The organism is Paraburkholderia sp. EG286B, from assembly GCF_040965655.1.
GTDB lineage: Bacteria > Pseudomonadota > Gammaproteobacteria > Burkholderiales > Burkholderiaceae > Paraburkholderia.
Genome location: NZ_JBFRCF010000003.1, coordinates 398,654 through 418,884, shown reverse-complemented (window position 1 = coordinate 418,884; position 20,231 = coordinate 398,654). Strand labels below are relative to the sequence as shown.

13 protein-coding genes and 1 pseudogene are annotated in these 20,231 nt (G+C 67.0%); 2 read left to right on the top strand and 12 right to left on the bottom strand.

The annotated features are described in order from the left end of the window. Positions 1 to 17 precede the first annotated feature (17 nt). The 9 genes from AB4Y42_RS08030 to AB4Y42_RS07990 form a co-directional block, all read right to left on the bottom strand. Complete coding sequence (locus AB4Y42_RS08030; protein WP_368693867.1) at positions 18 to 1,496, bottom strand: NAD-dependent succinate-semialdehyde dehydrogenase; 1,479 nt, start codon at positions 1,494 to 1,496, stop codon at positions 18 to 20. A 129-nt stretch (positions 1,497 to 1,625) separates the two neighbouring features. Further along, a complete protein-coding gene (locus tag AB4Y42_RS08025) occupies positions 1,626 to 2,108 on the bottom strand; it encodes an Lrp/AsnC family transcriptional regulator (protein ID WP_368693866.1) in 483 nt (160 codons plus the stop codon). A gap of 7 nt (positions 2,109 to 2,115) precedes the next feature. Next, positions 2,116 to 3,144, bottom strand: a complete 1,029-nt coding sequence (doeB, locus tag AB4Y42_RS08020) for a N(2)-acetyl-L-2,4-diaminobutanoate deacetylase DoeB (RefSeq protein ID WP_368693865.1) — start codon at positions 3,142 to 3,144, stop codon at positions 2,116 to 2,118. A 5-nt stretch (positions 3,145 to 3,149) separates the two neighbouring features. Continuing rightward, a complete protein-coding gene (gene doeA, locus AB4Y42_RS08015; protein ID WP_028203796.1) occupies positions 3,150 to 4,358 on the bottom strand; it encodes an ectoine hydrolase DoeA in 1,209 nt (402 codons plus the stop codon). 9 nt (positions 4,359 to 4,367) lie between these two features. Next, complete coding sequence (locus AB4Y42_RS08010) at positions 4,368 to 5,405, bottom strand: cyclodeaminase (protein WP_368693864.1); 1,038 nt, start codon at positions 5,403 to 5,405, stop codon at positions 4,368 to 4,370. A 1-nt stretch (position 5,406) separates the two neighbouring features. Next, on the bottom strand, positions 5,407 to 6,387 hold the full coding sequence (gene eutB / locus AB4Y42_RS08005) for a hydroxyectoine utilization dehydratase EutB (RefSeq protein WP_368693863.1): 981 nt from the start codon (positions 6,385 to 6,387) through the stop codon (positions 5,407 to 5,409). A 109-nt stretch (positions 6,388 to 6,496) separates the two neighbouring features. After that, entirely contained in the window at positions 6,497 to 7,909 is a 1,413-nt protein-coding gene (locus AB4Y42_RS08000) for a PLP-dependent aminotransferase family protein (protein ID WP_368691386.1), read from the bottom strand. Positions 7,910 to 8,043: 134 nt separating this feature from the next. Next, positions 8,044 to 10,647: a DNA ligase D gene (gene ligD / locus AB4Y42_RS07995; protein ID WP_368693862.1), complete on the bottom strand. Its 2,604-nt coding sequence runs from the start codon at positions 10,645 to 10,647 to the stop codon at positions 8,044 to 8,046. Positions 10,648 to 10,692: 45 nt separating this feature from the next. Next, positions 10,693 to 11,553 (bottom strand): Ku protein, encoded by an 861-nt coding sequence (locus AB4Y42_RS07990; protein ID WP_368693861.1) that lies wholly within the window; start codon positions 11,551 to 11,553, stop codon positions 10,693 to 10,695. A 243-nt stretch (positions 11,554 to 11,796) separates the two neighbouring features. Between AB4Y42_RS07990 and AB4Y42_RS07985 the strand changes: the two genes are divergently transcribed. Then, positions 11,797 to 14,733 (top strand): PAS domain S-box protein, encoded by a 2,937-nt coding sequence (locus AB4Y42_RS07985; protein ID WP_368693860.1) that lies wholly within the window; start codon positions 11,797 to 11,799, stop codon positions 14,731 to 14,733. 17 nt (positions 14,734 to 14,750) lie between these two features. Here the strand turns inward: AB4Y42_RS07985 and AB4Y42_RS07980 are convergent, their stop codons facing one another. The 3 genes and pseudogenes from AB4Y42_RS07980 to AB4Y42_RS07970 form a co-directional block, all read right to left on the bottom strand. Further along, a complete protein-coding gene (locus AB4Y42_RS07980) occupies positions 14,751 to 15,899 on the bottom strand; it encodes a branched-chain amino acid ABC transporter substrate-binding protein (protein WP_368693859.1) in 1,149 nt (382 codons plus the stop codon). Between the two features lie 76 nt (positions 15,900 to 15,975). Further along, positions 15,976 to 17,208, bottom strand: a complete 1,233-nt coding sequence (locus AB4Y42_RS07975; protein WP_368693858.1) for an NAD(P)/FAD-dependent oxidoreductase — start codon at positions 17,206 to 17,208, stop codon at positions 15,976 to 15,978. Continuing rightward, positions 17,208 to 18,247, bottom strand: a pseudogene (locus tag AB4Y42_RS07970) (amino acid permease). Before AB4Y42_RS07970 ends, AB4Y42_RS07975 begins: the two are co-directional and overlap by 1 nt. A gap of 367 nt (positions 18,248 to 18,614) precedes the next feature. Between AB4Y42_RS07970 and AB4Y42_RS07965 the strand changes: the two are divergent. Then, entirely contained in the window at positions 18,615 to 20,042 is a 1,428-nt protein-coding gene (locus AB4Y42_RS07965) for a PLP-dependent aminotransferase family protein (protein WP_368691392.1), read from the top strand. Positions 20,043 to 20,231: the final 189 nt, after the last annotated feature.

The following is a 20,231-nucleotide window of genomic DNA, read 5'->3' as shown; positions in this document are numbered from 1 at the left end:
GTCCTCCTGATTCCGGTTCAGGCCATGGCCGCGAGCGGCAGGCCGAGATTGCCAAGACAAAAATATTTGGTTTCCACGAAGGGCTCGAAGCCCTCCGCGCTGCCTTCGCGGCCAAGACCCGAGGCCTTCATGCCGCCGAATGGAATGGGCGCGCCCGTGAACTTCACGCCGTTCACCGAGACCATCGCGAAGTCGAGCCGCCGCACCAGCTGGAAGATCGTGTCCATGCGCGTCGCGCACACGTAGGCCGCGAGGCCGTATTCCGTGTCGTTCGCCCTCGCGATCACCTCGTCGAGCGTGTCGAACGCGCAGACCGCCGAAATGGGCGCGAAGTTTTCCTCGTCGTACACGCGCATGCCGGGCGCGGCATCGGCGATCACGGTGGGCTCGTAGTACCAGCCGCCCAGCGCATGCGGCTGGCCGCCCGCCACGATGCGCGCGCCCTTCTCGCGTGCATCGGCCACGCGCGCGGCCGTGCTGTCGAACGCGGCCTGGTGCATGAGCGGGCCCACGTCCACCTCTTTCTCGAACGCGGGGCCGGTCTTGAGCGCGCGCACCGCGGCCGCATAGCGCTCGACGAACCCTTCGTAAAGCGGCCGCGCCACGAAAATACGGTTCGCCGCGCAGCAGTCCTGGCCCGAGGTCTGGAATTTCGCGCCCACGGCGATCCTGACGGACTGCTCGAGGTCGGCGTCTTCCGTGACGATGAACGGCGCGTTGCCGCCCAGTTCCAGCGCGACCTTCTTGATGCCTGCACGCGCCGCCGTCTGGGTGACGAGCGAGCCCACGCGCGTCGAGCCCGTGAAGCTCACGGCACGCACGCGCGTGTCGCTCACGAGCGTTTCCATCGCCATTTGCGGCTCGCCGAGCACCACGTTGTAGACGCCCGCCGGGAAGCCGGCTTCCTCTGCGAGTTGCGCCAGGGCGAGCGCCGAATACGGCGTTTCGTGCGCGGGTTTCACGACGACCGTGCAGCCCGCGGCGAGCGCGGCGGCGGCCTTGCGCGTGATCATCGCCACCGGAAAATTCCATGGCGTGATGAGCGCCGCGACGCCCACCGGCTCCATCACCGTGCCCAGATGCGCACCGTCGATATGGGTGGGAATCGTACGGCCTGCCAGGCGTTTCGCCTCATGCGCGTACCACTCGACGAAGCTCGCCGCATAGCGGATTTCGCCGCGCGATTCGGCCAGCGGCTTGCCCTGCTCCAGCGAGAGCAGTGCCGCCAGATCCTCCTGGTGCCGCACGATCCGTTCGTGCCAGCGCAGCAGTGCCGCGCTGCGCTGCGTTTGCGAGACCCAGCGCCACGATTCGAAGGCGCGCTGTGCGGCGTCGACTGCGCCGGTGATCTGCTCGCGCTCGAGCATGGGCACGTGGCCGATCACCGACTGGTCCGCGGGGTTGTGCACGGCCACGGTGGCCGCGCTGTCGCTATGCACCCAGCGGCCGTCCACGTAGCACAGCGATTTGAACAGAATGGGGTGTCCTGGCAGCATCTCGTCTACTCCTAGTCAGGTCTGTCGGTATGCCATCCATTCTGGGGCCGGCGGCATCGCGAATTTTTTGGTTTTCGGCCCCGTGCACTTGCGCTTTTTTTGGAACCGCAGCGCGCGGGCGCGAAAAATTCACGCGCTTTCCAGGGCCCACGCAGGGGCGTGGCTGGGCGCGCATTTCACCACCTTCGTCACGATGTAGGTGAAGTAGCGCTCGATGCCGAGATCCTCCATCAGCAGCGCGTCGATAAAGCGCTGGTAGTGGTCGATGTCGCGCGCCATCACGTGCAGCACGTAGTCCACTCCACCGCCCGTCGCATAGCACTGCATGACTTCTTCTGCCGCCCTCACGCGTTCTTCGAAGCGCCGCATGTCGGGCGCGGTATGGCGCGATAGCGTCACTTCCACGACGATACGGCTGCCACGCATCGCGCCTACCCAGTCCACCTCGGCGTGATAGCCACGTATCACGCCGCTTTCCTCGAGCTTGCGCACACGCTCCCAGGCCGGCGAAATCGAAAGATTGACCTCTTCGGCGAGCTTCGATTTCGTGATGCGGCCATCGCGTTCGAGGATGCGCAGGATGGCGAGGTCGTAACGGTCGAGCTTGATCACGGCGTGCTCACGCCGCCACGGGCAGGTTGCGTTCGACGACGTCGGCCACCACGGCCACGGTGTCGCCCGCCTGCACGAGCCCTGGGAAATGGCGCGCCGCGAGCAGCCCTCCGCGTTGCGCCCGATATTCCACAGGGCGCGCGCCGGTGCGATTGATGTCGTGCACGCGCGCGAGCAACTCGCCCGCCTCGACGGTATCGCCGAGATCGCGGCACATCTCCAGCATGCCGCGATGCTCGCTCGTGGTGTAGCAAGTGCCATCGGGCATGTCGAGCAAGGTGGTCGTGCGCGGGCCGGCGCCGCGCTCGCCGGCCTTGCGCTCGATGACGCCGGCGTGCGCAAGAAAGCCGCGCACGCCGCGATCCGCAATCGCCACGCTCTGCGCGGTGGAAGTGCCGCCGCCGCCCAGTTCGGTCGAAACGAACACCTTGCCCGCTTCCTCCACGGCGCTGTCGAACAGGCCGACGCTGTCGAGTTCCAGCATGCGCATCGAGTACGGCGCGCCGAATGCCCGCATCGCACGCTCGCAGCGCGCCTGCTGATCGCCATCGGGCAGCACATGGATCGCCGCGAACGGCACGAAGTCGAGCGTGCGCCCGCCCGCGTGAATATCGAGCACGTAATCGGCACGCGCGAGCAACTCACGCTGGAAGTAATCGGCGATCTTTTCGGTCACGCTGCCGTCGGGGCGTCCCGGAAAGCTGCGGTTCAGATTGCCCGCATCGATCGGCGAGGTGCGCGTGCCCGCACGAAACGCGGGATAGTTCATGTACGGCACGATGATCACGCGGCCGTTCACGTCCGCGGCCTGCAGCGCGCCCGCCAGCTTGGCGAGCGCGATCGGCCCTTCGTATTCGTCGCCGTGATTGCCGCCCGTGAGCAGCACGGTCGGCCCCTCGCCGTGCTTGACGACGGTGAGCGGAATCATGATCGCGCCCCACGCGGAATCGTCGCGCGAATAAGGCAGCCTCAAAAAGCCGTGTTGCACGCCATTGGCGTCGTAATCGACGGTCGGCGTAATCGGTGACGCACGCATCGGCCCTACTCCTTCACGAACAGTTTGCGCGGCGTGGTGCAGAACGTCTCGACGCCGGTTTCGGTAATCAGGATGCTTTCGGTAATTTCGAGGCCCCAGTCGTCGAGCCACAGGCCCGGCATGAAGTGAAACGTCATGCCGGGTTCGAGCACCGTGCGGTCGCCCGGGCGCAGGCTCATGGTGCGCTCGCCCCAGTCCGGCGGAAAGCTCGCGCCGATGGGGTAGCCGCAGCGGCTGTTCTTCTCGATGCCCGATTTGCGCAGCACCGCAAAGAACGCATTGGCGATGTCCTCGCACACGTTGCCGGGCTTCGCGGCGGCGAGACCGGCCTCGATGCCTTCCACCACGGCCTTCTCCGCATCGAGAAAGTGCTTTGGCGGCTTGCCGAGATAGACGGTGCGCGACTGCGGGCAGTGATAGCGGTGGTAGCAGCCGGCGATCTCGAAGAACGTGCCCGCATTCGCCGTGAAGGCCGAGTCGTCCCACGTGAGGTGCGGCGCGGCGGCATCGGCGCCGGTGGGCAGGAGCGGCACGATGGCGGGATAGTCGCCGCCGTGGCCTTCCACGCCGGTAATGCCCGCCTCATAGATCTGCGCAACGAGGTCGCACTTCCTCATGCCCGGCTCGACCACGTCGAGAATGCGCGCGTGCATCTTCTCGACGATGCGCGCTGCAACGCGCATGTACTCGATCTCGCGCGGCGACTTCACCGCGCGCTGCCAGTTCACGAGCGCGGTGGCATCCACCCAGCGCGCCTTGGGCAAGTGACGCTGGAGCGACGCGTAGGCCGCCGCACTGAAGTAGTAGTTGTCCATCTCCACGCCAATGCGCAACGTGTCCCAGCCGCGCGCGGCGATGACTTCCGTGCTCAGGTAGTCCATCGGGTGACGCACGGGTGACTGAACGTAATGATCAGGATAGCCGATGATATTGCCGTGCGACATGAACGCCGTGCGCTTCGCGCCGTTCGCGTCCTGGCCGCGGCCGAACCAGACGGGTTCGCCGTCCATGGTCAGCAGCACGCATTGATGGACATAGAACGACCAGCCGTCGTAGCCGGTCAGCCAGTTCATGTTGGTCGGGTCCGTGACGATCAGCAGATCGATGCCTTCGTCCTGCATCGCGCGGCGCGTCTTCGCAATGCGCGCGTCGTATTCGCTGCGTGCGAACACGAGGCGCGGCGCCACCTCACTCTTTTCAGTTGCTGCGGACATCTTTCCCTCTCAAGGCGTGACTGCGTTGTGAAACACCGTGCCCGCACCGGCCGCGCGGGCGCGCTGCAAGGCGAGAACGGCAATGGCGGTGTCCTGCGCCCCGGTGCCGGTGAGGTCGCAGATCGTGATGTCGTCGGCGTGCACGCGGCCCTCGCGGCGGCCCGCGATCACTTCGCCCAGCTCCGCGAAGCCGCGATCGGGCGCAACCTTGCGCGCTTCGATCGCGTGCCTGAGTTCGCCGAGCACGCGCGTTTGCTGCAAGCGGTCGCAGACATAGCGCGCCGCTTCGAACACCGAAGGCGCGAGTTCGTTCTTGTACTCGGCGTCGGAGCCCATGGCCGTGAGGTGCAAGCCGTCATGCAGGTCCGCCGCGTGAACGAGCGGCGCGCGGCTGGGCGTGGTCGTCACGGCCACGTCGGCCTGCGCGAGCGCGTCGTGCACCGAAGCGGCAACGCGCGCACGTAAGCCATGGCGGCGTTCGGCGTCAGCGGCGAAAGCGGCAGCGCGCGCCGGATCGCGGGCCCAAACGCTCACCCTGTCGATCTTGCGCACCAGCATGAGCGCATCGAGTTGCAGGCGCGCCTGCTCGCCCGCGCCGATGATCGCCGCATGGCGCGCGTCGGGACGCGCCAGCCAGCGCGCGGCCACGGCGCCCGCCGCGGCGGTGCGCACGGCAGTCAGATACCCGTTGTCGAGCAGCACGGCTTCGGTAAGACCTGTGCGCGCAGAGAGCACCAGCATCAACCCGTTCAGGCTCGGCAGGCCGAGCGACGGATTGTCGAAGAAGCCTGGGCTGATCTTGATGGCGAACTGCTCGAAGCGCGGCAGATACGCCGTCTTCACATCGACCTCGCCATGCCGCTCGGGCAGCGCGAGGTTCAGAATGGGCGGCATGACGACGGCTTCGGTTGCGAGTGAAACGAAAGCGGATTCGACCTGATCGATGGCCGCAAGGTCGAGCGGAACCAGCTCACGCAGTTGCTGGGCGCCCAGCAACGCAACCGGCGGCAACTCAGGTGGCAACTCAGATGACAATTCGGAATGCATTTCAAACCTCCGTCACGAGACGGCGGTGCACCGTCATGTCGATGTTCGCGCCGCTCACGACGATCACGAGCGGGCCTTGGCTGCGCTCGATCTGCCCGTCGAGCAACGCCGCCATGCCCACCGCGCCCGCGCCTTCCACCACGAGACGCTCTTCGCGGTACGCATGGGCCACGCCGCGCCCGATCGAGGGCTCGCCGAGCAGGATGACTTCGTCGGCCAGCGCGCGGGTCAGCGCAAAGGTGTGGCGATTGTCGAGACCGATGCCGCCGCCCAGCGAATCGGCCAATGTTTCGCTTTCCTCAACGTCGACGGGATGGCCCGCCGCGAGGCTCGCATGCATGGCCGCGCCGCGCGCCATCGACACGCCGATGGCGCGCACGTCCGGCCGGATCTGCTTGGCCGCAAACGCCACGCCGCTGAAGAGTCCGCCGCCCGACAGCGGCACCACGAGGGTCGCGGTGTCGGGCAGCGCTTCGAGAATTTCGAGGCCGATGGTGGCCTGTCCGGCGATCACGCGCAGGTCGTCGAACGGCGGCACGAACGCATAGCCCTCTTCGCGCATGAGACGCTGCGCTTCGATCTGCGCTTCGTCCTGGCTCTTGCCCGCGATCACCACGCGCGCGCCCAGCGCGGCGACGGCTTCGACCTTGTTGGGCGGCACGAGCGACGACATGCACACGGCCGACTCCAAGCCGAGCGTGTGGGCCGCATACGCGAGCGCACGGCCATGATTGCCGGTGGATGCGGTGACGACGCGCTTCACGCCCGACTCGGCGAGATGCGCCACGGCGTTGGTCGCGCCGCGCAACTTGAAGCTGCCCGTGGGTTGCACGGTTTCGAGCTTGAAGTAGACCGGCACGCCCACGCGCGCCGACAAGGTGGGAGACGCCACGAGCGGGGTGTGCGCTACGCGGCCTTCGAGGCGCTGGCGCGCGCGGTAGACATCGGCAAGCGAGAGTGACGAATGCGAAAGCGACGACATGAAATGCACGTTCCTTGCAGTGAATCTGTGCAATCCAGTCTAATGAGCCAAAACGGGCTTTCTAATGTCCTGGTACAATCCGCGCGCCCGGCCCGGCGGTCGCCATCGTCTAGTTGAAATCGTGCACGTGCGGATACTGCTCGAACACACCCGCCATGGTCTGCAGCGCGTTGCGGCACGCGGTGTCCGACGCTTCCGCGCCAAGGCTGATGCGCACCGCATTGGGACGCGGTGTGCCGCCCACGAGAAATGGGTCCGGCGACGTCACGGCAATCTGGCGATTGCGCAATTCGCGCACGAGGCGGTCCGCCTGCCAGTAATCGGGCACGCGCAACCAGGCAGACAGCGCATTGGGATGCGCGCCGAGCACATAGTCGCCCAACGCGGCGCGCACCATCGCCTGGCGCGCCGCGAGCCGCTCGCGCTGCAGCTCCACGAGGCGCCGCGCGGTGCCGTCCATGATCCAGCGCGTGGCGATCTCCGCAATCGGCGAGGTCGCCATCCAGCTGCTCACGCGCAGCACGCTTTCCACGCGCAGCGCAAGGCGGCGCGGCATGGCGAGATAGCCCGTGCGCAGGCCGGTGAGCACCGATTTGGTCATGCTCGTGCAATAGAACGCCAGCTCGGGAATCAGGCTCGCGATCGGCGTATTGGCTTTCGCGGGCAGCGCGCCATACACATCGTCCTCGATGACGTACACGCCATAGCGCTCCGCAATGCGCGCAATCGCGCGGCGGCGCGAATCGGGCAGGACGGCCATGGTGGGATTGTTGAAGGTCGGCGTGCACACGAGCGCGCTCACGCGCTCGCTGTCGCACATCTCCTCGAAATGCTCGGGACGGATGCCGTATTCGTCGATTTCGAGCCCCTTGAGCGTGAAGCCCAGCACGTTTGCCGAGCCGATCACGCCGTGGTCAGTAAGGCTTTCGCAGAGCACGGTGTCGCCGGGACCGACCGTGGAGGCGAGCGCGAGGAAAATGCCGTGCGCCGCGCCATTGGTGATGAGGAGCGACTCGGGTTTCACCGGCATGTTGAGCGAGGCGAGCCACGCCGCGCCCGCCTGGCGATGATGCTCGAAGCCCGCGATGGGGCGAAACGAACGGATCCACGGTTGATCGTCGAGCGTGGCGAGCGTGGCGCACACGTCGCGCCACGCGGCGTCGTGCTGCGGCGTGTGGACGATGCGCGCAATGGAAAAGTCGACGATCTCGCGCTCGGCCGTGTCGAGAATGTAGTTCGACATCGACTCGGTCACGCGCGCGGCGACGAAGCTGCCGCGCCCCACCTCGCAGCGAATCAGGCCCTGCCTTTCGAGTTCCTTGTAGGCATTGGTGACCGTCTGCACGCTCACGCCCAGTTCCGCGGCCACCTCGCGCTGCGGCGCGAGGCGCACGCCGGATACGAGCGCGCCGCGCTCGATGTCCTGTGCAATCGCCTTGACCAGCCGTTTGTATTTGGACTCCGCGCCGTGCGCGGCCCCGACCGCGTCACGCCACTCGCCCGAAATCGTCGCCCACGCCATCTCGATCCGCTCCTCGGTAAGCGTTCATGGTCGCTCAGAAACGGGGCGAAAAATAATTGTCTCAGGACAATTGCAGGTAAAAAAAGGACAATCGGGTCCGGAAAATCGGCCTTCGTCAATCTGACGATATGCTTTCACTTCCCGCCGAGTTGTTTCCACATGGAGGCCGTGATGCGTTGGCGCGCCTTTTCGTAGCCGCTCCACGGATCGGCGCGCAGCGCGTCGAGCCGCTCGCGCACGTTCGCGACGTTCCACTGGTCGCCGCTGGTGAGCGCGTGCAGCTCTTCCCAGTCCACCGGCACCGACACGCCGAGACCGGGCCGCGCCCGCGGCGCATAAGCCGCGGCCGTGCTCGCGCCGCGGTTGTTGCGCAGATAGTCGACGAAAATGCGGCCCTTGCGGTTTTGCGGCCCCATCTTCGCGCTGAAGCGCTCGGGCAGCGTCGCCGCCATGTGGCTCGCCACCGCGCGCGCGAAGTCCTTCGCCTCGTCCCAGCCGGCATGGCGCGTGAGCGGCACCACCACGTGCAGGCCCCGCCCGCCACTCGTTTTGCACCATGCCCGCAGGCCCAGCGCGTCGAGCAGTTCGCGCGTGAGCTGCGCGGCCTCGAGCATGCGCTCCCATGCGAGCGAGGGATCGGGGTCCAGGTCGAAGACGATGCGGTCGGGCTTTTCGATGCTAGCCGCGAGCGCATTCCAGGTGTGCAGTTCGATCGTGTCCATCTGCGCTGCGCCGACCAGCGCCTCGGTGGTATCGAGCGTGAGCAGCGGCGCATGGCCCGGATCGAGGCCGGCGTGCTGCGTGGCATGCGGAATCTGCAGCGCGTTGGCGTGTTTCTGGAAAAACAGCTCGCCGCCCACGCCCTTGGGGGCGCGCGCAAGCGCGACGGGCCGCCCCTGCACGTGCGGCAGCAGCCGTTCAGCAATCGCTTCGAAGTACTCAACGAGATCGATCTTGCGCAGTCCGCTTTGCGCGTCGATCACGCGTTCGGGATGCGTGACGCGCACGCCGGCGACCTCGGCTTCGTTGCGGGCGGCGCGGCGCGTACGGCTCGCCGTACTTGGCGCGCTCGTCGAAGCCTGCTTTGCGGCCTTCTTTTCACGCTGGTTCGCCGCCGCTTGCACGGGCGGCGATTGCGCTTCGCGCACGATGTCCTTCGCAGGCTTGTCCGCGCGCAGTCCGACGAACGACGCCTGACGCACCACGCCCGCGCTCGTCCATGTCTTGAAGCGCACCTCCGCCACGAGTTCGGGATGCACCCAGTGCACGCTCGCGCGACGCTCGGCCGCCGGCACCGCTTCGAACGGCGACGTTTTGCGCTCGCGCGCACGCAATTCGCCCGCAATCGCTTCGAGCCGCGCCGCGTCGAAACCCGTTCCCACCCTGCCGGCATATTGCAGCGCGCCATCGTCGCCATGCACACCGAGCAACAGCGCGCCGAACCCCTCGCGGCTGCCCTTCGGCTCCGTAAAGCCGCCGATCACGAATTCCTGGCGCCGTGAGCAGCGCAGCTTGAGCCACGCGGCGCTGCGCGTGGACGTGTAAGGGCTGTCGCGGCGCTTGGCGACGAGCCCTTCGAGATTCGCCTCGCACGCGGCTTCGAGCAGGGCCTGCGGCTCGCCCTCGAAGGCCTCCGAAAAACGCAGCGCGTCATCGGGCTTGCGGGCAAGCAGCGCCGAGAGTTTTTCGCGCCGCGCCTCGAGCGCCACACCGCGCAAGTCCACGCCGTCGAGCCAGGGCAGATCAAAGAGCCAGAACGTGATGTCGCCGGCACGGCCCGCGTCGAACGCATTCTGCAGCGACTGGAAGTTGGGCACGCCGGCAGCGTCGAGCACCACGGCCTCGCCGTCCAGCCACGCCGATTCGACCTTCAGCGCGCGCAGCGCCTGCACCTGGCGCGGGAACTTCGCGGTCCAGTCGTTGCCGGTGCGCGTGAAGATGCGCACATCGCCCTTACCGCGCGCGTGCCGGTCGATGCGTGCCAGCACACGGTAGCCGTCGAATTTCATTTCGTAGAGCCAGGTGTTGCCGCCCGGGAGGGCGTCGGCGGGCGTCGCGAGTTCGGGGGCGAGTGTGTCCGGCAGCGGCGCGCGCACCGCGCCTTCCAGGGCGGTCGATGCCCCCTGCTTTGCGGCCCCGTTGCCCGACCGGGTGCGTTGTTTCGACACTTTCGACACTTTCGGCGCGGCGGGTTCGTCCTCGACGACGTGAAATTCGTCTTCGGGCACGGCCTCGTCGTCGCGCTGCTTGATGAGCAGCCAGCTCTCCTGTTTGCCGTCGTGCATGGGGCTGCGCACGAGCGCCCAGCCGCCGTGCAGCCGCTCGCCCTCCAGCGTGAATTTGAGTTTGCCTTGCGCATAGCCTTCGCGCGCGCCGCGCAGGCCGCCCTCGGGGCGCCACACGCCGTGGTCCCAGATCGTCACCGTGCCCGCGCCATAGCTGCCTTCGGGAATGCGCCCTTCGAACGAGCCATATTCGAGCGGATGATCCTCTACATGCACGGCGAGCCGTTTCACCGTCGGGTCGAGGCTCGGGCCCTTGGGAATGGCCCACGATATGAGCGTGCCGTCCAGTTCGAGGCGAAAGTCGTAGTGCAGCCGCCGCGCGTCGTGACGCTGGATCACGAACGCCCCTTCACCGTCTCGTGGCCGCGCGCTTTCGCGAGCGGCCCTCCCGCGCGGCTCCGGCGTTTCATCGAAGCGGCGCTTCTGTTCGTAGACTTCGAGCTTGTGCTTCATCGTTCGCCCCTCGTTAGTGCGCGATCTGAGCCGCACGCGCGTTCATCACGCCGCGCGCCGTCCGCGCTTCGGCGCCGGTTTCCCGGGAGGCGCACTCGCGCCACCCTCGCCGCGCTTGCCGAGACTGCGCTTGAGCAGTTCGGAAAGGTCGACGATCTCCGCGCCGCTCCGCCCGGCCGCAGGCGCCTCGACGTGCGTGAGTTCGTGCGCCTTGCCTTCGCGCGCCTTGCGCCCGGCCAGTTCGAGAATCGCGTCGTGGTAGGTGTCGCGATACGTTTCGGGGTCCCAGTCCGTACTCATGTCGTCGATGAGCTTGCGCGCCATTTGCAATTCATGCGCGCTCACACCCGTGGCTTTTGCACCCTTGGGCAGGCGCTTCACCGCGTCGAACTCGCGCACCTCGGTCGCCCACCGCAGCGTTTGCAGCGCAAGCGCGGGGCCCGCCGCCACAAGGGCCGCCAAATGCTGCCGGCTGTGCAGCACGACGCTCGCAATGCCGATCTTGCCGCTCGCCGCAAGCGCGTCGCGCAACAGCGCATAGGTCTTGCCCGCGCGCTTGTCGGGGGCGAGCCAGTACGGCGTGTCGAGGTAGAGGAAGGAGACTTGAGACGCCTCTACGAATGCGAGCAACTCGACCGTCTGCGTCGATTCGGGGCTCGCGGCCTTGATCTCCTCCTCGGACATCACCACGTAGGCGCCCTTTTCATATTCGTAGCCGCGCACGATGTCGGCGTGCTGGATTGGCTTGCCCGTGCGCTTGTTGATCTGCTGGTAGCCGACCGGGTCCAGCGTGCGCCGGTCGAGCAGGTTGAAGCCGGTACGCTCGCTCTGCGTAGCCGGGAACACTTCGACCGGCACATACACGAGCCCAAAGGTGATGGCACCTTTCCATATCGCGCGTGGCATGCTCGCTTCCTCCTCGTCTTTCGCATTGTGCCGGTTTCAAGCAAACGCAGTGCCCACCTTGCTTTGCGCTCACCCCGCGCGATGCGGCGTTCAAAGGGCCGCAACAAATGCACCGGCCTCTCGCGGTTTTCATCTACGGGAATACGCGATGCGCACCTCCGAACACAATGGGCGCCGTCGGCGTTCGCACCTTGCACCCAGGATGCGAATGCAGGCGCGGCGGACGACTAAAGCGGAGGCAGCATGCAAGAGAACGGCGCACCTGCGCTCACGGTCGAGGAAACGCTGATCACCGAAGCACTGGTGAACCGCCCGAACCGACTGCCCGATTACCAGGGCGAGAGCCGTGCGCTTGCTGCGCTCACGCAGGAAATGGCGAGCAATCCCTCAGGTGTATTGCCTATGCTTGCGCGGCTCGCCCTCGCGCTTTGTCGCGCCGGGTCGGCCGGCGTGAGCGTGCCCGAGCGCGACGGACCCACGGCCCGGTTCCGCTGGGACGCGGTGGCCGGCGAACTGGCCGGCAACGTGGACCGCACGCTTCCCGGCGACGACTGCGCGAGCGGCGTGACCGAGGGGCGCAATACCATGCTTCTGTTCGACCGCCCGGCACGCTGCTTTGCTTCGTACCGTTCGATCGCCCCGCCCATCCGCGAGGCGCTGCACGTGCCCTGGCGCGTCAACGGCACGGCAGTCGGGACCGTCTGGGCCGTGACGCACGGCGAAGAAAGACATTTCGACGCCGAGGACGCGCGGTTGCTGCAAAGCCTCGCCTCCTGCGCGAGCGCCGCACACCAGTTGACGAGCGCGCTGAGCGACGCCCAGGACGCGGGCCGCAATCTCGCGCAGCAGGTGGCCGAGCGCACGCGCACGCTGCAGGACATCAACACGAAGCTCCGCGACGAAGCCGGGCACCGCAAGCAGGTCGAAGACGCGCTGCGCGAGAGCGAGGCGCGCCTGCAGGCCGCCATCTCCATCGAAACCGTGGGCGTGCTGTTCTTCGATCTCGACGGCGGCATGGCCGACGCCAACGGCGCATTCGAACAGATGAGCGGCTATAGCCGCGAGGACTTGCGCGCCGCGGCGCACTGGGACCGGCTCGTGCCGCTCGAATTTCTCGGCGTCACGACGCGCGCGGTCACCGACCTCGCCACCTCCGGACGCACCCAGCCTTATGAACGGCAGCTGATCCGCAAGGACGGCACGCGCTGGTGGGGCCTTTTCGCGCCCACGCGCATCTCGGGCACGGGCATGGCCTCGAAGTGCGCCGAATTCGCGCTGGACATTACAGAGCGCAAGCGCGTGGAAACCGAATGCGTGGATAGCGAAGAGCGCTTTCGCGCACTGGTGGAAGGCTTCGCGCAGGCCGTCTGGGAAGCCGATGCCCTGGGTCAGGCCGAGTCGGTCTCGCCGGGCTGGTCGGACTATACCGGCCAGCCCGGTGAAGAGTGGCTCGGCGAAGGCTGGGCCAACGCCGTTCATCCCGACGACCGCGCCTACGCGCTGGGCCAATGGAAGGACGCGATCGCGGCGCGACGTGTGGTGAACGCGGAATACCGCCTGCGCGTCGCCACGGGCGGCTGGCGCTGGACCAACGTGCGCGCCGCGCCGATCTGGAATCCGGACGGCACGGTGCGCAAGTGGGTGGGCATGAATATCGACGTCGACGACCGCCGCAGCGCCCAGGAAGCGCTGCGCGAGAGCGAGGCGCGCTTTCGCGCGCTAGCCGAAGCGTCGCCCGCACTGATCTGGCAAATCGACACGCAAGGCAACACCGTCTATCTGAACCAGCGCTATCTCACGGCGATCGGCCTCACGCCCGGACAACTGCTCGAAACCGGCTGGCACGCCATCGTGCATCCGCGCGATCTGCCCGGTTTTCTGTCACGCGTACAGGCCGCGCAGCTCGACCATTGCGCGTTCCAGAGCCGCCTGCGCGTGAAAATCAAGGATGCGGGCTGGCACTGGTTCGAGACCTGCTGCGCGCCGTGGTTTTCCGCGAACGGCGAGTTTCGCGGCCACGTGTGTGTCTCGATCGACGTGACCGAAGCCGTGAACGCCGAAGACGCGCTCAAGGAAGCCGACCGGCGCAAGGACGAATTCCTCGCCACGCTCGCGCACGAGCTGCGCAATCCGCTCGCGCCGATTGCCAATGCGCTGCACCTCATCAGGCACAGTGCGTTTCCCGCGGACTCCGCGCCGATTCTCGACATGCTCGATCGCCAGGTCCATCACATGGTGCGGCTGATCGACGACCTGATGGAAGTGTCGCGCATCACGCGCGGCAAGATCGGCCTCGTGAAGGCGCCGGTGGCGCTCGCGGAAATCATCGAGAATGCCGTCGAAACGAGCCGCCCCGCCATCGATCAGGCGCACCATGAACTGAGCATCACGCTGCCCGACACGCCGCTCGTGCTCGACGCCGACCGCGTGCGGCTCACGCAGGTCTTCGCGAACATGCTCAACAATGCGGCGCGCTACACCGACACGGGCGGCCAGATCCGGCTCGACGCCACGCGCGAAGGCGAGTGGGTCGTGGTCGCGCTGAGCGATACGGGCATCGGCATGTCGGCGGGGCAGATCGATCAGGTGTTCGAAATGTTCACCCAGGTCAGCCGCCCCGCCGATCGCAACCAGGGCGGCCTGGGCATCGGCCTCACCATGGTGCGCCATCTCGTGCGCATGCACGGCGGCACGGTCGAGGCGGCGAGCGCCGGGCCCGGCAAAGGCAGCACCTTCACCGTACGCCTGCCGCTCTCGCAGCAGACGCCCGCCGAAGCGCGCGAGACCCCGGCGAACGTGGCCCGCGCCGCGAAGCCGCTCGCGGGCAAGCGCATTCTCGTGGTCGACGACAACCGCGACGCCGCCGATTCGCTCGCCATGGTGCTCTCGGGCGAAGGCGCGCAAGTGCGCGTGGTCTATGACGGCGCCGCAGCGCTCGGTGCGCTGGCGCAGTCGGTGCCACATGCGGTCGTGCTCGACATCGGCATGCCCGGCATGGACGGCTACGAAATCGCGCGGCAGATCCGTCAAAGCCCGCGCTACGCCGGCCTGCAGATCATCGCGCTGACGGGTTGGGGCCAGCACGCCGACCGGCTGCGCTCGCGCATGAGCGGAATCGATTCGCATCTCACGAAGCCGGTCGATTTCCACACGCTATTCGAGCTGCTGGTCGCGCGCTGAAAGGCCCCTCACGCGCTTTAAACGCCATTGCCCCCGAGCGTCTTGAGGCTCTTCCACTGGCCCTGCTGCACCTCGAAGAGCGTATAAGGCGGCTTGATGAGGTCGCCGTGCGGATCGAACGCGATATTGCCCGTCACGCCCACCACCGTCACCTTCGGGAAGCTCGCGACGATCTTTGCGCGGTCGAGCGAATCGGCGTCGCGAATCGCCTTGATCATCGCGAGCGCGGCATCATAGGCGAACGGCGCATACAGTTCGACATCCTGATTGAAGCGCGCCTTGTAGCGCTTCGCGAACGCCTGCGCCGAAGGCAGCTTGTCGAGCGCCGGCCCCGGTTCGAGGTCCTGCGTGCCCTCGCCCGCCGGGCCCGCGATCTGCAGGAAGGCATTGCTCTTCAATGCGCCCGCGCCGAACAGGCGCGCCGGCATGCCGAGCGTGCGCATCTGCTTGGCGAGCATCGCGCCCTGTTCGTCAAGGCCGCCAAAGAAAATCACGTCGACGTTCTTCTGCTTGAGCGAGGTAAGAATGGCGCGAAAATCGACGGCTTTGTCATTGGTGAACTCGCGGTCGACGATATTGCCGTTGGCCTCCTTCGCGCCTTTCTCGAACGCGTCGGCGAGCCCCTGGCCAAAGGCCGTGCGGTCGTCGATGATGCCGATGCGCTTCGCCTTCAACTGCTCCACCGCGAACTTGCCGGCGATCACGCCGCCAATGCCGTCGTTGCCCATGGTGCGAAACACGTTCGCGTAGCCCTGCTGGGTCAGCGCCGGGTTGGTCGAGCCCGGCGTGATCATCGCGACGTTCGCATTGTGATACACCGTCGAGGCGGGGATGCTGCAGCCCGAGTTGTAGTGGCCGATCACGCCGACCACGCCGTCGTCCACGAGCTTTTGCGCCACCTGTACGGCCACGTGCGGATCGGCCTGGTCGTCCTGCACGTCGAGCACGTACTTCACCGGCTTGCCCGCGATCACGGGATGTTTGGCGTTCTCCTCGTCGATCGCGAGCTGCGCGCCGTACTGCAAGTCCTTGCCGACACGCGCCACCGGGCCGGTGAGCGGACCGGCAAAGCCGATCTTCACAACCTCGGGGTCGGCCGCCTGCGCGGGGCCGTGCAAGCCCATCAGCCCGAGGGCCATCGTTAGTACGAGAGTGCGGCGGTTCATGATGCTCATCCTCGCTGGGAGACTGTTGCGGTGGGTGTTACGTGGCGGTTGGCTGGAAAGTGGCTTGAATCAGGGGTTAAAAGCGTCGCGGACTATACGGCGCGAGATCGAGAGGGGGCGCACGCCCGGCAACGAGATCGGCGACCACGCTGCCCGTCACGCCGCCGAGCGTCACGCCCAGATGCTGGTGCCCGAACGCGTAGATCACGCGCGGCGAGCGGCTCGATGCGCCCACCACGGGCAGCGCGTCGGGCAGGCTCGGCCTGAAGCCGAGCCAGTCGCTGTCCGGCTCCGGCAGGCCGGGCAGCGCCTCCTGCGCGGAGCGCGTCAACAGGCGCAGCAGGTCCGCGTTCTTGCCCGCGCCGTTGGCCGCCAGCTCGACGGTGCCCGCCGCGCGGATACCGCCGTCCATCGGCGTCATGTAGAAGCCGCGCTCGGCCCAGCCGCACGGGCGCGAAATCCGGTTAGCGGTGCCAGGAAAACGCACGTGATAGCCGCGCTCGACGCCTAGCGGCACCGCGTCGCCGCATTGGCGCGCGAGGCGGCCCGAAAACGCGCCCGCGCAGACAATGGCCTGCTCCGCGTCATGGGCCTCGCCCGCCGTATCGATCAGCTTCACCGCGCTCGGCGCGGGTTCCAGCGTCTCGACGGCCACGCGCCGGTGCACCAGACCGCGCTGCGTCAACATCGCATGCAGGGCCTGCAGAAAGCCGCGCGGATCGCTCAGAAACCAGCTGCCCTTGAAGAGCGTGCCTTGCGAGAAGAGCCGCGCGAGGCCGGGCTCCAGTTGGGCGATCTCGCTGCGCGCGAGCGTTTCGAACGCGACGCCAAGCGAGCGCCGCAGCTCGAGCGCCGGCTGCGCGGCCTCGAACGACGCAGCGCTCGAATACAGGTAAAGGCATTCGCGTTCGCGCACGAAAGCCGCGAGCGTGTCCACGGCCAGCATTTCGCGGTAGCCTTCGAAGGCGCGCGAGAGCAGTTGCGCGAGCGCGTTCACGCTGCCCGCGTAGCGGCGCGGCGTGGCGCTCAGCAGGAAACGCGTGAGCCATGGCGCGAGCCCCGGCACGTCGCCCCAGCGGATACGCAGCGGGCTCGTCGACGAGAACAGAAAGCGCGGGATGTTGCGGAACACGTCCGGGTTGTTCACGGGAATGCACGCATAGTTCGCGAACGTGCCCGCGTTGCCGTAGGAGGCGCCCTCGCCCGGCCCCTGCGCGTCGTACAGCGTCACGCTGTGCCCGTCGCGCATGAGCCAGTACGCGCACGACAACCCCACGAAACCCGCGCCGATGACAGCCACTTGCGCCATTACTTCTTCCAGTTGGTTGCGGGCTCACGGAACTCCTGCACGTGAGTCCTCTTGCGTGTGACCAGGTATGCCGCCGACACCACCGCCAGGCTCGCGAGACTCGCCATCAGCTGGCCCGAGAGCGCGTGGTCGAAGCCCATCGCGCAGAGCACCCCGGCAATGGCGGCCACCACGGCCCACGAAAGCCAGGGAAAGAGCCACATCCTGAACGTGAGCCGTTCGGGCGCCGTTGCCTCCAGGCGCCGGCGAATCGCGATCTGCGAAACGGCGATGGAGAGATACACGAACAGCATGATCGCGCCCGATGCACTGACGAGATAGAGGAACACGCCCTGTGGCGACACGATCGCCGCGACGATGGCCACGTAGCCGACGATGCTGCTCGCGAGCACGGCGAGGCGCGGCACGCGGTTCTTCGAGAGCGTGAGCAGCGCGCGCGGGGCGTCGCGGCGCTCGGCGAGCCGGAACACGATGCGCGAGGACACATAGAGCCCGGAGTTCAGCGCCGACAACACCGCCACCAGAACGATTGCATTCATGGTGTCCGCAGCGCCCGGAATATGCATGGTTTCGAGCGCGGCCACGAACGGCGAGTAGCCCACCTTGATGCTCGCCCACGGCACTCCTTGATCGACGCGAACCAGCACTCGAATTCTCCATACGATTTCACCGAGAGCAGGTTAACGGCCGTCATGAGCGACAGGAGCACGAGCCCGATCACCCAGACCGGTGCGGGAATCCAGCGCTGCAGGATGCCCGCGCCCGCCACCGCCTCCACGGCGACCACGATTACCCAGAAGTACCAGTAGAGCCAGCCGTTCGTGAATCCGGCCCAGTCGCCGAGACCGATGCGCGTGAACTCCGTGAACGAGCCGACGCCCGGATGCGCGAGCGCCATCTCGCCAAGCATGCGCATGACGAACAGCACGACGATGCCCGCCAGCAGATAGCTCAGGCAGGCCGCCGGCCCCATCGCACTGATGGTGGCGCTGCTGCCGACAAAGAGCCCCGCACCGATGATCCCGCCGAGCGAAATCATCGTGACGTGGCGCTTGCGCAGCGAGTGGCCAAGGGGGGTGGATGTTGCGCCTGAAGCGGGTGTGGGTTGCCGGGTTGCCACGAGCCTGTCCTCCTGTAATACAGTGCGTGTTGCGCCGAACTGCCGACCGAACAAAACCTTGAATTCATACTCACACAATAATTTTTTGTGTGCAATTAAAAAGGCTTTGTGTGGAGACCAGGATCTTCCCTGGAGAATGCTCTCCCGGCCCATGGCGCAGGCAGCCAGGTTCTTGCCAGATATCGTATTATTGGGTTAAAGCTGCGGAGAGCGGCACTGGTGACGCATCTCACATCAGCATGGCAATGTGGCAGACGATCGAGTTTTGTATGGAGTTACTACCTGCATGAAAGCCGACGATTACCAGACAAAATCGGGTGACGATATCCAGACAAAAGGTCGTCAAGCCACGTATCTGGAGGTCTCCCGCAATCTCGAGGAGCAGGTGCGCAGCGGTCAGTACCCGCCGGGCAGCCGCCTGCCGCCGCAGCGCGATCTGGCCGTCGAACTGGGCATCAACGTCTCCACGGTATCGCGCGCGTACAAGGAGTTGCAGGCGCGCGGGCTGATCGTGGCGAGCAAGCGGCGCGGCTCGATCGTCACCGGCGGGGCCATGCCTGCCGTCGGCGCGGCGGCGCAGCGCGGCAGCCAGGCGAGCGGCGCTGAAGCAAATGGCGTGGTGGACCTCACCGTCAACCGGCCGGCGACCGGAGAATTTCTCGCGCAGCTCGCCCGCACGATGGCATCGATCTCGCGCGACCCGCGCTTTGCCGAAACCCAGGAATACCAGCCGCCCCAGGGCGCCGAATGGGCGCGCGCCGCGGGCGCGCAATGGATCGCCGCACCGGGCTTCACGCCCTCGCCCGAGAATCTCGTGGTGACGAGCGGCGCGCAGCACGGCCTCTATGCGGTCCTGAGCAGCCTGATGGGACACGAAGGCGTGATCCTTTCGGACAAGCTGACCTACTACGGCCTCAAGGCGCTCGCGCCCGTGTTCCAGTTCGAGCTGGTCGGGATCCCGAGCGATGGCGAAGGCCTCCTGCCCGATCAGCTCGAAGACGCCTGCCGCCGCATGCCGGTGAAGGCGATCTTCACCGTGCCGAACCTGCAGAACCCCAGCGTGGTCACGATGAGCCTCGAGCGGCGCCTCGCGCTCGTGGAGATCGCGCGGCGCCATCACGTTGCGATCATCGAGGACGACGTGTACGGGCCGTTGCTGCGCAAGCGGCTGCCGACCATCGCGAGCCTGTGCCCCGAGCTGACCTTCCACGTGGCCTCCACCTCGAAGGTGCTCGCGCCGGGGCTGCGCATCGGCTATCTGCTCACGCCGCCGCACGGTGCGCCGCTCGCGGCCGAAGCGGTGCGTACGACGGCGTGGATGCCCGCGCCGCTCACCACGCTCATCACCACGCGCTGGATCGAGGACGGCACCGCGCAGCTCATCCTCGAAGCGCAGCGTGCGGAGCTGCAGGCGCGGCAGGAACTCGCGCTCGAGATCCTGCCGCGCGAACTGCTCAACAGCGACCCGGCGTGCATGTTCGTCTGGCTGCGCGTACCTGCGCCCTGGCGCTCCGACGACTTCGCCGCCAACGCACTCGCGCGCGGTGTAAACACCATGCCCGCCTCGGCGTTCGCGGTGGACCGCTCGACACTCGAGCACGGCGTGCGCATCAACCTCGCGTGTGCAACCTCACGGGAGCAACTGGCGCGCGCGCTGAAGGTTCTCGCGCGCACGCTGCAGGACCGCCCGCGCGCCCTCTTCGGCACGATCTAGGCCGCACCCGGATTTTCCCCAATGAGCCGGTGTCGACGGGCTCGCCTGCGGCGCGAGCCCATCGACCATGCGCACGTCCATGCGCAATTTCTTCCGCTGCGAGTGCGCCTCGCGCAGCCCGAATCGGTCATAACGTCCGCGATGTTAGGCAACGACGTGGCGTGCCGTTCGCGCTCTGGTGGACTTCAC